Source organism: Streptomyces sp. NPDC046900 (assembly GCF_040644975.1).
GTDB lineage: Bacteria > Actinomycetota > Actinomycetes > Streptomycetales > Streptomycetaceae > Streptomyces.
Window position 1 is genome coordinate 1 of sequence record NZ_JBEYXD010000082.1, and the last position, 12,746, is coordinate 12,746.

At 72.5% G+C, this 12,746-nt stretch carries 10 protein-coding genes; 6 read left to right on the plus strand and 4 right to left on the minus strand.

What is annotated here, in order from left to right:
* Positions 1-99 precede the first annotated feature (99 nt).
* On the plus strand, positions 100-570 hold the full coding sequence (locus tag ABZ904_RS41090; protein WP_361829202.1) for a phosphotransferase: 471 nt from the start codon (positions 100-102) through the stop codon (positions 568-570).
* 238 nt (positions 571-808) lie between these two features.
* On the opposite strand, the gene ABZ904_RS41095 is transcribed toward ABZ904_RS41090, so the two are convergent.
* Entirely contained in the window at positions 809-2,257 is a 1,449-nt protein-coding gene (locus ABZ904_RS41095) for an APC family permease (protein WP_359401575.1), read from the minus strand.
* 201 nt (positions 2,258-2,458) lie between these two features.
* On the opposite strand from ABZ904_RS41095, the gene ABZ904_RS41100 reads away from it, so the two are divergent.
* A complete protein-coding gene (locus tag ABZ904_RS41100; RefSeq protein ID WP_359401578.1) occupies positions 2,459-3,640 on the plus strand; it encodes an ROK family protein in 1,182 nt (393 codons plus the stop codon).
* A gap of 176 nt (positions 3,641-3,816) precedes the next feature.
* Here ABZ904_RS41100 and ABZ904_RS41105 read toward each other — a convergent pair whose 3' ends face one another.
* Entirely contained in the window at positions 3,817-5,271 is a 1,455-nt protein-coding gene (locus ABZ904_RS41105) for a hydrolase (RefSeq protein ID WP_359401581.1), read from the minus strand.
* A gap of 287 nt (positions 5,272-5,558) precedes the next feature.
* On the opposite strand from ABZ904_RS41105, the gene ABZ904_RS41110 reads away from it, so the two are divergent.
* Entirely contained in the window at positions 5,559-5,822 is a 264-nt protein-coding gene (locus ABZ904_RS41110; protein WP_359401584.1) for a GlsB/YeaQ/YmgE family stress response membrane protein, read from the plus strand.
* A gap of 265 nt (positions 5,823-6,087) precedes the next feature.
* Here the strand turns inward: ABZ904_RS41110 and ABZ904_RS41115 are convergent, their stop codons facing one another.
* The gene (locus ABZ904_RS41115) at positions 6,088-6,861 is read right to left on the minus strand and encodes a GNAT family N-acetyltransferase (RefSeq protein ID WP_361829205.1); all 774 of its coding nucleotides are present in this window, start codon (positions 6,859-6,861) and stop codon (positions 6,088-6,090) included.
* A gap of 248 nt (positions 6,862-7,109) precedes the next feature.
* Between ABZ904_RS41115 and ABZ904_RS41120 the strand changes: the two genes are divergently transcribed.
* The 3 genes from ABZ904_RS41120 to ABZ904_RS41130 all read left to right on the plus strand — a co-directional run bounded on the left by ABZ904_RS41120 (position 7,110) and on the right by ABZ904_RS41130 (position 11,543).
* The gene (locus tag ABZ904_RS41120) at positions 7,110-8,693 is read left to right on the plus strand and encodes a hypothetical protein (protein ID WP_361829207.1); all 1,584 of its coding nucleotides are present in this window, start codon (positions 7,110-7,112) and stop codon (positions 8,691-8,693) included.
* A gap of 208 nt (positions 8,694-8,901) precedes the next feature.
* Entirely contained in the window at positions 8,902-10,206 is a 1,305-nt protein-coding gene (locus ABZ904_RS41125; RefSeq protein WP_361829209.1) for a MoxR family ATPase, read from the plus strand.
* A 131-nt stretch (positions 10,207-10,337) separates the two neighbouring features.
* Positions 10,338-11,543 (plus strand): VWA-like domain-containing protein, encoded by a 1,206-nt coding sequence (locus tag ABZ904_RS41130; RefSeq protein WP_361829229.1) that lies wholly within the window; start codon positions 10,338-10,340, stop codon positions 11,541-11,543.
* A 106-nt stretch (positions 11,544-11,649) separates the two neighbouring features.
* Here ABZ904_RS41130 and ABZ904_RS41135 read toward each other — a convergent pair whose 3' ends face one another.
* Entirely contained in the window at positions 11,650-12,504 is an 855-nt protein-coding gene (locus ABZ904_RS41135) for a GNAT family N-acetyltransferase (protein WP_359403216.1), read from the minus strand.
* Between the last annotated feature and the right edge of the window lie 242 nt (positions 12,505-12,746).

Consider the following 12,746-nt stretch of genomic DNA (forward strand, 5'->3'; position numbering starts at 1 on the left):
CGTGAAACGGAGGTCGTCGCCATGTCCGGCAGATCCCCATGTGAGTGAACGACTGGAACCTCAAACGATCACTGAAGGTTTAACTTCAAGCTAAGGGGGTTGGCGGGCGGCTGGCGACAGCTCGCGGAGTGCGGGCTGCCCGACACGGTGGTGCACGGCGATTTCCACCCGGGCAACTGGCGCAGCGACGGCCGCCGTCCGGTCGTCCTGGACTTCGCGGACGCCCACTGGGGCAACCCGGTGGTGGACGGCCTGCGCGCCCATGACTTCCTCCCCGAGCCCGCCCGGGCCACGGCGGCCCGCGCCTGGGCCGAGGCCTGGAAGGCCCACGCCCCCGGAAGCGACCCGGTCCGGGCCCTGCGGCTCGCCGAGCCGCTCGCCCAGCTCATGTACGCCGTGCGCTACCAGGAGTTCCTCGACGGCATCGAGACGTCGGAGCGGCCGTACCACGAGGGGGACCCGGCTTCGGCGCTCCGCAGCGCGGCGCGGCGCGCGACACACCCGAGCCCGTCCCTCACGGGCCTTCGCCTCGGGCAGCCCGGGGCCGGGACGTCCGGGGAGTCCCGCTAGCCCACTCCGGTCGAAGCGCGCCGGGACGACGCCTCCGGGCCCGCACACGCGTCTCCTGCGCCGCCGCGGCACCGGATCGCCAGGGCGTGCTGAGGGGCCGCCAGGCGGGCCCATGCCCTATACGGGCGAACGGTCGTGAGAACCGGCGTGCGTCGTGCGGGTGGCCGGCCCCACACCCCCGGCGGGCCGGCCACCGGCGGGCGCCGCGGGCGCCCGCCCCTCTGTCACGGCTCTGCGCTCAGGCTCCGGCCGGTTCCGGCGCCGGAGCGTCGAGGTACTCCTCCGCGATCTCCTTCGGGCCGAACGGCCAGACCTTCTCCAGACGGGCCCAGATCACGAACGCCACGCAGCCGAGCGCCAGCCAGGCCAGCGACCACTCGATCGGGTGGCGGCCCGGGGAGTTCTTGTCCGCGTAGCCGTAGATGACCAGCCAGCCGACGAGGGCCACGATGCTCGGCACGGGGTACAGCCACATCCGGTACGGCCGCCGCAGCGTCGGCTGCCGCTTGCGCAGGACCGTCAGACCCACGATCTGTGCCAGCGCCTGGACCAGCACCATCACCGTGGTGAGCAGCTGGATCAGGGTCGCCAGGTCGGTGTGACGGCCGATCAGGAAGCCGATGGCGGTGATCACACCCATGGTGGCCAGGCCCAGCGTCGGGAAACGGTGCTTCGGGTGCAGCTTGCCGTACGGGCGGAAGAAGACGCGTTCGCGGGCGGCGTCGTAGGGAACCCGGGAGCCGCCGAGCAGACCGGTGAACACCGAGGCGAAAGCGGTGATGAGGATCAGGACGGTGACGGTGTCCGCCGCGCTCTTGCCCCAGGTCTTCTCCAGCACCGCCGATGCCACCGACGTGGACGCGATGTCGTTCGGGTCGGTCATACGGTGCCAGTCGATGACACCGAGCGTGCCGATCTGCAGGAGCAGGTAGATCGCCATGATGCCGAGGATCGAGAAGACGATCGACCGCGGGAGGGTACGGCCCGGGTCCTTGATCTCGGCGCCCATGTACGCGGTGGTGTTGTAGCCCAGGTAGTCGTAGATGCCGATGGTCAGACCCGCCGCGAAGCCGATCCAGAAGTGGTTGCTCGCCAGGTCGAAGGCGTGCGCCGGGTAGGTGAAGGCCAGGTGCGGGCTGAAGTCCGAGGCCGCCGCGACGATCACCAGCAGCACCGAGGCGATCATCACGGCCCACATCACCGCCGTGATGCGGGCGATGTTCTCGATGCCCCGCCACAGCAGAAGGATCACCAGGGCGATGACGCCGAGCCCGATCAGGTCACCGGCGGTCTTGTCGAGGTCCGGGGCCAGATAACCGAGGTACTGCACGAAGCCCACCACACCGGTGGACATGATCAGGGGGATGAAGAGCATCGCCGTCCACACGAACAGGAACGGCATCAGGCGTCCCGAGCGGTACTGGAACGCCTGGCGCAGATAGACGTAACTGCCGCCGGAACCGGGCATGGCCGCGCCCAGTTCGGCCCAGACGAGCCCGTCGGCGAGCGCCAGCAGCGCCCCCGCGATGAAGCCGATGACCGCCTGGGGGCCGCCGAACGCGGCGACCATCAGCGGGATGGTGACGAACGGCCCGATGCCGCACATCTGGCTCATGTTGATGGCGGCGGCCTGGAACAGGCCGACTCGGCGGACGAAACCGCCGTTGGGCGGCGGATTGGCGGACACGGGACCTCCTGAAGCGGGACGCGGGGAGAGATGTACGGACTGTGTGCCGACGTCGAGCGGCGGCAGACGGATCAAGGGCGGCGGGTATCCGGCCGGCGCTGGGCTCCCCTTGGCTCGCCCGGCGAGGCTGACTGGGCGATAAAGTTAAGGAGCCTTACTAGACGCGTCAAGAGCGCGTCAGGAATACGTGAGAATGGTGCGATGCCCGCGCGAGAACCCGCAGATCAGCCGGAACAGACCTGGAGCCGTCAGCGGCTGCGCAGCACCAACGAGCGGCTGCTCCTGGACCGGCTGCGCGCGGCGGGCAGCGCCTCGCGGGCCCAACTCGCCCGGGAGACGGGCCTGTCGAAGCCGACGGTCTCCAGCGCGCTCGCGGCCCTGGCGGACGCGGGCCTGGTCCGCGAGGTGGGCACGCACACGCCCGAGCGCGGCCGGATGGCGGTCCTGTACGCCCCGGACCCGGGCGCGGGGTACGCGCTCGGCATCGACATCGGACGCGGCTGGCTGCGGGTTGCGGTGGCCAACCTCGACGGCGAGGTGGTCGCCCGGTCCGATGTGCGCAATCGGGCCCGCACTTCGGGGGCCATGGCCGAACTGGTCGTCGACACCGCCCGGCAGGTGGTCGCGGGCTCGGGGGCCGGGCGTGGCGAGGTGGCGCACGCGGTGGTGGGCACCCCCGGCGTGTACGACGAGGAGCGGCACCGGGTGCGCTACGCGATGCACCTGCCGGGCTGGGGCCGGGCCGGGCTGTTCGACCGGATGCGCGAGGAGCTGGGCATCCCGCTGGAGGTGCACAACGACGCCAACCTCGCCGCGCTCGGCGAGTACACGTACGGCGTCGGCGCGGGCAGCCGGCTGTTCGCGTACATCCTGATCGGCACCGGGCTCGGCATGGGCGTGGTCAGCGAGGGACGGCTGTTCACAGGCGCACACGGCGGGGCCGGGGAGATCGGTTTCCTGCCGTGGCCGGGGCGGCAGAAGCCGGAGACGCTGGAGGACGCGGTGTCGGGTGTGGCCGTCGTCGAGTCGGCGCGGGCGTTCGGCATGACGGGCCAGCTCACGGCGAAGGACGTGTTCGAGGCGGCCCGGAAGGAGCATCCCGCCGCGATCAGTGCGGTGCGGCTGGAGGGCGAGCGGATCGCGCACACGGTGGCGGCCGCGGCGGCCGTGCTCGACCCCGACCTCGTGGTGCTCGGCGGCGGGGTGGGCCACAGCGTCGACCTGCTGCTGCGCCCCGTACGGGAGACGCTGCGCGCACTCACTCCACTGCGCCCGAAGATCGCACCGAGCCGGCTGGGCGAGGACGCGGTGCTGCTGGGCGCGCTCGCGACGGCGCTGGGGACGGCGCGGGACGTGGTCTTCGAACGCCGCTCGGCCTCTTGAACGGTCCGACCGGAAGCCACGGCGTTCGACGCAACTGCGGCCGCGCTCCAGCTTGTTCGCCGCTAGTAAAGTTTGCTTACTTTCACCCCTGCGGGGGCGCCGCCAACGGAGCAGGCCCTCTCCGCGGCATCACCCGAAGGGGTGGGCCCGTTCAACGGGCCCACCCCTTCGGGGCGTCAGCTCACATTGAGCGCCGTGTCGTCGACGACGAACGACGTCTGGAGCGTGGAACCCTCCGTGCCGGTGAACTTGAGCGTGATGGTCTGCCCGGCGTAGCTCGCCAGGTTGAAGCTGCGCTGGGTGTAGCCGCTCGCGGCGTTGAGGTTGGAGTACGTCGCCAGGGTGCCCAGCACGGTCCCGGAACTGTTCAGGACCTGGACCTTGAGCGTGTCGTACGCGGTGCTGGTGGTGGTCTCCGCCGTGTCGATGTGGAGGTAGAAGCTCAGGGTGGCGGAGGTGCAGCCGGAGGGGATGGCGACCGACTGGGACAGGGTGTCGGTGTGCGCGGAGCCGTAGCCGTTCAGCCAGGCGTAGTACGACCCCGTACGGGGCGACTCACCGGTGTCGTTGGTGATGACGCCGCCGCTGGCGCTCCAGGTGGTGGCGCCGGACTCGAAGCCGTTGTTGCCGAGGAGCTGAGCGGCGGTGCAGGTGGAGCCACCGCCCCCACCGCCCCCGCTGCTGCCGCTCGCGCCGGAGAGCCATTCGGTGGCGTTGAGGGCGAGGGCCGCGTTGGTGGCGCCGGAGTCGTTCCAGCCGTCGTACAGCGTGTTGCCGGACTGACCGGTGCCGTCGTCGATGGGCGAGCTGTCGCCCCAGAACGCGACGCGGCCGCTGCCGAAGGTGCTGGTCAGGAAGAAGGCTCCGGTGTTGCCGGAGTAACCGCTGCGGTAGACCAGGCCCTTGACGGAGGAGTTGTCCGACGGTTTGAGGGTGGCGGTGGTGCCGTTGGCGATGAGGCTCTTGGTCACCGTGCCGAAGGAGCCGTGCAGGACGGGATCGGTGGCGGAGCTGATGGCGGCCGGGTAGCCGGAGGTGATGTTCAGCGAGTCGATCGAGAAGCCGAACGGGTCCGTGGAGTCGACGCTGTTGTTGGTCATCAGGTCGTTCAGGATCTTGAGCGCGTCGTTGCCGTCGTTGTTGCGGTCGGCCCCGGTGTGATCGGAGATCATGAACAGGCCGCCGCCGTTCTTGACGAAGTTCATGATGGCTGTCTTCTCGGCCGACGTGAACAGCGTGTTCGGCTCCGGCAGGACCAGCGTGTCGAACTTCGACAGATCGGTGGCGGACGAGCCCCCGTAGCTCAGGCTGGAGCCCGAAGGCAGCGTCTTGAGGCTGTAGTTGCCCGTCTTCTGCAGGGCGACGCCCCAGGAGGAGAGAGCGCCGGTCCAGTCCGTCTCGGCGGACGGCGTGGAGTCCTGGCCGAGGGGGTCGGGCTGGCTGGTGGAGATGATCCAGTCGGCGTTGCCGGCGGTCTCCGCGTGCGCGTTGTCGAACAGGACGCGGTGGGGGGTGGCCGCGTGGGCGGGCGTGGCGCCGGTGGCCGCCTGGACGGCGGCGCCCGTGGCGAGCAGCCCGAACACGGCGAGCGCCGTGGTGAGTCTGTGACGTGACTTGGTGAGTCCGAGCATCCGGCGGACCTCCGTGTGGGGAGTCGGGGAAGGAGCGTGCGGGTGCCGTTCGTCTTCGCGCGGAGAACCGCGCCATCGCTGTCTGCGCGCGTAGATCTCTCTTTCTACGCCGCCCGCGCGACGGACTGTTGAACGGTACATGGCAGAACGAGGGCGGAACAGCGGAGCGCCCCTACGGCAGGCCGAGGATTGACCCGGCGTTGACCGGAGGTTGAAACGGAACGGACTGTTGCCACGCGTCCCGGGCAGACGAAGTACTGCAGAGGCCTTCACACCAAGGGGCGAAGATGGAGATTTCGAGCATCATCGGTGCCATCGTCATCGGGCTCATCATCGGTATCCTCGGGCGGCTCGTCGTGCCCGGACGGCAGCGCATCGGCATCCTGTGGACCATCCTCGTCGGCATCGTGGCGGCCTTCATCGGATCCGGGATCGCCGCCGCCATGGGAGTGGCCGACACAAAGGGCGTCGACTGGATCGAGTGGCTCATTCAGATAGGCCTGGCGGCGCTGGGCGTCGCGGCTCTCGACCGGGCACAGGCGCACCGCTGACCGCGCTGCGCGCTCGTACCGGATCCCGGTGCCGTGGGCAAGCCGCGGCGGCTGGGTGCTACGGGCCTCGAAGCCCCGCACCCCCGCCGCGGGCTCCCGCCGGGCGTCGCGGCTCTGGGCGCCGCGACTGCGGACCGGGCGGGGGCGCACCACGGCGCACGGACCCGGCGGACGCCAACGCGTCGTTCACGCATGCGCTCGGCCCGAGGGCTCGCACACCGGGCTGCGGAGTACCGGCTCGCCCTGGGACTCGCTCGTCATCCGGTCACGGAGAGACGTACGGCGTCGTCGTGGTCAGGGGCTCGAAGCCGAGGCGGGCCAGGATGGGGCGGCTCTGCGCGCCGGCGTCGACCTGGGCGTAGCGGTAGCCGCGGGAGGCGGCGACCCTGGCGCGACAGGCGACCAGCGCCCGGTAGATCCCACGGCCCCGCCAGTCGGCAACGGTGCTGCCGCCCCACAGGCCCGCGAAACGGGCTCCCGGGACCAGTTCCATACGTGCCGCGCTGACCGGTTCGTCGCCCGCGAGGGCCAGCACGGCGACGAGGCCGTCCGGGTCCCCGGCCAGTTGAGCGAGCAACTGGTGGCGCAGCTTCGTGCTGTCCGTGCCGAACGCCTTCTCGTGGACCTCTGCCACCAGACCGACGCCCGTCGCGTCGGTGACCGGCACGATGCGGATTCCCTCGGGCGGTTCGGTATCGAGGGACAGCTCGGCGACCTCGGCGACCATCACCGTCTCTTCGGGCTCGGGCGTGAATCCGGCCGCCCGCAGCCGCGTGCCGAGGTCGACCGGCAGGTCGTGCCCGTAGAGCTTCCACTCGAACTCAAGGCCGAGTCCGGAGAAGTGGCGGACCTGCTCGGCGATCGCCTCGTCCGCGGACGTCTCGTCCAGATCGGACCAGAGGATCCCGTTCCAGCCGTACTCCGAGCCGACCTGGCGCACCACCCGTGCACCACGCTCGATGCGAGCGTCGGGCCCGTCGGGCCGGGCTCCCTGGCGCATGTCCCGGTCGTACAGCGCGAGTACCGCAGCATGGTCCATGAGCTCACTCCAGCATGCAGGACGTATATCCGCACGTTAATATCCCTTTCCCGGCGGCCTCCACCCGGGTCCCCGGCCACGGCGCCCCCTCCGGTGCGTCCCGCCCGGGGGGTGTGCCGTGCGTCGAGGCGGGGCCGATGGGCGGCCAAAAGGGACTGACAGATCAACGTCGAGGTGGTTACGATGCCGCCGATGAAGAACTCCTCCTCGTACGGAACGGGGGAATCGTTCGCGCAAGGTGAGTGCTGATGGCACATCACATCGCGAACCGATCTCCGGCCCACCTCTTGATGTGGCAGCGCGTGCGCGAGTACGCCGTGCCACCGTCCATGATCGAGACTGCGACCGCACGACGTGCGGTCGGCGACTGGGCGGGGGCCTGCGCCGCCGCCCGGATCGACGTCGATCTCGATCTGCGCGCCGTGCGCGACCGCCACGGCACCGATCTCGTCACCCGCCTCCGTGCGGACCTGCGCCGGCTGGCGCCGGATCTGCTCCGCTGGCACATGCCCCGGATCGCCCCCGACGGGCGGCTCCGACCCGGCCTCACCGTCTCGCTGGCCCGCTACCGGAGTTCCGGCGCAACTCCACTGCAGCTGGTGGTGCGGACACCGCCGGCCTGGGCGGACGCCGGACAGCGGATGTCCCTGGCGCTGTGGGACGGCTCCGGGAACGGCACCCCCGGGCACCATCCGCACCCGCATCCCGACCGGCGTTTCCGGCTCGACCTGCACCGGCACCTCTGGGACGCCGGGCGGAGCGGCGAACTGGCACGGCGGTGCGGCGCGCGCGGGACACCGTCCACGGCACCGCCCGACCCGCGTCACACGCCCGGCGGGGCAGTCCTGCCAGATCGGCCGGACTGGCCAGATCGGCCCGATCGGTCCACCGTCCACGATTCCCCGTGGGCGGCCGGAACTTGGGCCGGCGAGGCGGAGTTGCTGCTGCAGGCCGAGGGGCGCCCTCGTGGGGCCTTCACCGTGCGGCTCGGTGCGCAAAGCCGCGTCGTGCTCGAACTCGTCGCCCCCGACGACAGCCATGCCCCGACGTTCCGGGCGCTGCGGGAGGCGCTGCCGCCGCAGGTGGTCGCCGCGCTTCCGGTGCTGCCCGAGGCGGCGGCCCGGGTCCTTCCGGATCTGGAGCTGCTGCGGGCCGGGCTGGTCGCGGCCGATCGGTTGCATCCACTCGTCGCCGCCGCACTGGCGGAGTCCGGCTCGATGGCGGCGTCCGGATCGATGGCGGCGTCCGGATCGATGGCGGCGTCCGGATCGATGGCTACGTCCGACTCGGCACCGGTGTCCGGTCCCTTCCCCGAGACCGGTGATCCGCACCGGGTGGACTGCCGGGGCGAGCTGCACCGGATCGCCCTGCGGGACGGGGTGCTGACGGCGATCGATCACGATCCGGCCCAACTGGGCCGGGAAGAGCTGGTGGTGGCGCTCGGCGGGCCGGCGCTGCCCTGCCTGCGGGCGATCGACGCGGTGCACCGCAACCCGGAGGCGCTGCCCGCGGTCCGGGAGCGGCTCGGCCACGGTGACGTCTCCGGGGCACTGGCCGTGGTCGAGGGGCTGCTCGGTCCCGGCGCGATCCTGCGCGACGGGCCACTCCGGGAGGCACTGGAGTCGGCCGCGGCCCGCCGAGTCGACCACGGGCTCTTCCGTTCGGGACTGGTCGCCGTGCACCCCGGTACCAGTGCGGCAGGGGGCGGGAATCCCTCGGGTGCGGGACACGCGGAGGCCAACCACCGCCCCCGGCTCGACCGCCGTACGCCTTTCGCACTGCGCCGCAAGCTCAGCAGCCGGGCCCGGCCGCGCACCGGCCTGGCCTGCTGACCGGTCGACCGCCTGACCGGGCGACCCCCTGACCGTTCGACCGGTTCGCCCAATCAGTCGGCCGCTCGACCGGGTTGTCCGCCGGACCGGACGCACCCGCCGAAGCCCCTTATCCCTCCCGGCGCATTCCGCGCCGCACGCCCCCATGCCATCCGGGACGGGCCGTCCTGTTCCGTCCCGATCCCCTATCCCACCCCAGGTGATGCCCATGATCTCCAGCACACTCCTGCCCGCCGCGGTCCCGGTCGCCGACGCGCCCGCATCCGCTCCCGCCGGCGCATGCGCAACCAGCGCCCAACTCGGCCTCGCCGACGACCTCTTGACTCTCCTGCGGACCACCACCACCGAGCCGCGCCCTGACGAGCAGCTCGAAGCGCTCACCCTGGCCGTCGCGGCCGACCTGCCCGTGCTGCTCTGGGGCGAGCCGGGCATCGGCAAGACCGCGGCCCTGACGCAGCTGGCCACGTCCCTGGACCTGCCGCTGACGACCGTGATCGCCAGCGTCCACGAGCCGTCGGACTTCTCCGGGCTGCCGATCGTGGGCGACGACCCGGCGGTGCAGGGAGTACCGATGGCGCCGCCGCAGTGGGCCGTGGAGCTCGTCCGGGCCGGGCGGGGCCTGCTTTTCCTTGACGAACTCTCCACCGCCACCCCGGCCGTTCAGGCCGCGCTGCTCCGCGTCGTCCTGGAGCGGAGGGTGGGTGCGCTGCAACTGCCGCCGGGGGTACGGATCGTGGCTGCGGCCAATCCGCGCGCGTCGGCGGCGGACGGGTGGGAGCTGAGCCCGCCGCTGGCCAACCGGTTCGTGCATCTCCACTGGGTGCACGACCGGGAGGTGGTGGTGCGTGGGCTGGGCGGGGTCTGGCCCCGGGCGGAGCTGCCCCGGCTGGTGCCGGAGCGGCTGCCGGAGGCAGTGGCTTTCGCCCGGCGCGCGGTCTGCGGCTTCCTCAAGGCCCGGCCGACGCTGATCCACCGGCTGCCGAGCAGCGAGACACGGCGCGGCGGTGCCTGGCCCTCGCCCCGGAGCTGGGAGGCCGCGTTGACCCTGCTGGCGTTCGGCACGGCCGCCTCCGTCTCCCGGGAGGTGCTCGCACTGCTGGTGCGGGGCGCTGTGGGAGACGGGCCAGGGCTCGAACTCCTCGCGCATCTGGACCGGATGGACCTGCCGGACCCGGAGTCACTGCTGGCCGACCCGGCCTCCGCCGAGCTGCCGATGCGGGGCGATCTGCGTCAGGCGGCACTGGAGGCAGTGGTGGCGGCCGTCGGGGCGCGGCCGCAGCGGGACCGGTGGGAGGCGGGCTGGGCGGTGCTGGTCCGGGCGCTGGAGACCGGTGCCCCGGATCTGGTGGTCGCGCCGGCCACGGCGCTGGCCGCGCTGCGGCGCGACGACTGGGAGGTGCCGGACGCGGTGGAGCGGCTGGCAGGGGTGGTCGGTCTGGTCCGGCGGGCGGACCGGTCGGTGGGGCGGGCCACGGCGGCCGAGGCCGGGCGGGCGACGGGTGGGCGCCGATGACGGGGGCCGCGAAGCGCCCGGTGCCGCGCCCGATGTCCCCGCCCCCGCCGCCGCGCCCGGTGCGGGCCACCGTGGCGGGGCCACCGGTCGCCTCCCGCGGGCCGGACGACGGGCGCGGGCTCCCGCTGGACATGGAGAAGTTGCTGGCCGCCCGGCTGCACGCGGTGAAGGTCCGCCCCTACCTGGCCGACGCGCTCTTCGCGCTGCATGTGGTGGAGGACCGGTCGGTGCCGACGATGGCGGTGGACGCGTACTGGCGCTGCTACGTCTCCCCCGGCTTCGTGGCGCGCACCCCGGTGGAGGAGTTGGCGGGCGTCTGGGTGCACGAGGTCTCCCATCTGCTCCGGGACCACCACGGGCGGGGCGAGCGGTATGCGCGGGAGCAGGAGGAGGACGGGCCGGGCGAGCGGCTGCGGCGCAACATCGCCGCCGACTTCGAGATCAACGACGACATCTACGGTGACGGCCTGCCCCAGCCGTTCGGAGCGGTGCGGCCGTCGCTGCTGCGGCTGCCCGACGGGCTGCTGATGGAGGAGTACCTGCGGACGGCGTCGATGGCCGGACTCGCCGCGGACCTGGCCTGGCTGGACTGCGGCAGCGGTGCCGACGGGCACGGCCGGCCCTGGGAGCTGGGGCCGGACGGGGCACACGGGCTGAGCAGACAGCAGCGGGACGCGGTCCGCTTCCGGGTCGCCGAGGGGATCAAGGGACGGCCGGGCGACGCACCGGACGGGTGGCGCCGGTGGGCGGACGAGGCGTTCCATCCACCGCAGCCGTGGAGGCAGTTGCTGGGGGCGGCGGTCCGGTCGGCGGCGGGTGCCCCCGGGGTGGGCGAGGACCACAGCTACCGGCGGCCGTCCCGGCGTTCGGCCGGAGTCCCCCGGGTGCTGCTGCCGAGCCTGCGGCGTACCCCGCCCCGGGTCTGCATCGTGATCGACACCTCCGGGTCGGTGAGCGACGCCGAGCTGGGCAGCGCGCTGCTGGAGGTGGCGGCGATCTCGCGGGCGGTGGGCGGGCGGCGCGACCTGGTCTCGGTGATCTCCTGCGACGCGGCGGCCGGGGTCGCCGTTCCGCTCTGCCGTGCCGAGAACCTGGAACTGGTCGGCGGCGGGGGAACGGATCTGCGCGCCGGTTTCGCCCGGGCGCTCCGCTCCCGGCCCCGCCCCGATGTGATCGTCGCCCTGACGGACGGCCAGACACCGTGGCCCTCCGCACAGCCGCCCTGCCGCACCGTCGTCGGTCTCTTCCCTCGTCCCGCCTGCGCCGCGGACGAGGAGAACCCCGACTATGTCCCGGACACCCCGCCGTCCTGGGCGCGTGTCGTCACCATCGGCTGAGGAGGCGCGGTGACGAGGCGTCGCCACCCGCTACGAAACGACCGCGACCGTCCAGCCGACCGGACTTCCCAAGTCCGCCATCTCCGTCTGGTCCGCACGGAACCGCCTAGCCGAGTTCCAGGGTGGTCACCCCGTACACGCGCTCCCCGGCGAAGGGCCTGACCGGGCCCGTGTACATGCGGGCCGTCTCGAAGGAGGGGGTGAGCCCGGCGCGTTCGGCCAGGGCGACGGCCGCCGCGTTCGACTCGGGGACGTCGATGGCGATCTCCCGGCCGGCCGCCTCGGCGGCCAGCGCGGCGAACAGCGCGTCGGCGCCCTCCGGGGTGTCGGCGAACAGGGGGCCGATGCGCAGACCGTCGCGGGCGGGGCGGATCACCGCGTACCCGGTGAGGCGGCCGTCCTCGACCCGGACGAAGACCTGGTGGCCCGCGGTGGTCAGCCAGTGCTCCAGGAAACGGGGGCGGTCGGCCGGGTAGCAGGCGCTGTCGTACTCCGCGACGGCGTCGAGGTCGTCCTTGTCCGCGGGGCGCACTCCGGGGGCCGCGTCCGCGGTGGGGGCGGCACCGCCGAAGCGCACGGTGCGATGGGCGAACACGAAGCCGGAGCGGCGGTAGTTGGCCTGCTGGTCGACGACTCCGTCGAGGCCGACCGTGCGACCGCCGGCGTGGGCGAGGGCCGTCTTCCAGGTGGTCAGCCCCAGGCCACTGCCACGCAGGTCGGGTCGCACCAGGTAGAAGCCGAGAAAGGCGTAGTCGGCGCCGTAGTTGACGACGGAGATCGCCGAGACGGGCTCGTCGCCGCGCCGGCCGATGAAGAAGCCCTCGGGGTCCTGGGCGAAGAAGGCCTGGCCGTCGGAGAGCCCCGGGTTCCAGCCCTCGTCCGCCGCCCAGCCGGTGACCACCGGCCAGTCGTCGAGGGTGGCCCGGGTGACGACGAGGTCTTCGGGACCCGCAGAGGTCATCGTTGCGCTCCATTCCGTGGGGGGTCGCGGGCCCTGATCGGCCACACCGACAGATCCTTCCCGATCTCCCCGTCGCGCACCATCCGGTGTCCGGCCGTTCCGAACTCGCCGCGCCGAGCGCGCCGTTGAGAAACACGGCCCTACGGAAATGGGATTCGCGGGGCGACGCCACGGCGGCTTCGCCCCGTACGGCGTTCGGCCGACCCGAGGGTCCCGCCGGCCGATCGCCGGCGGGACCCTCC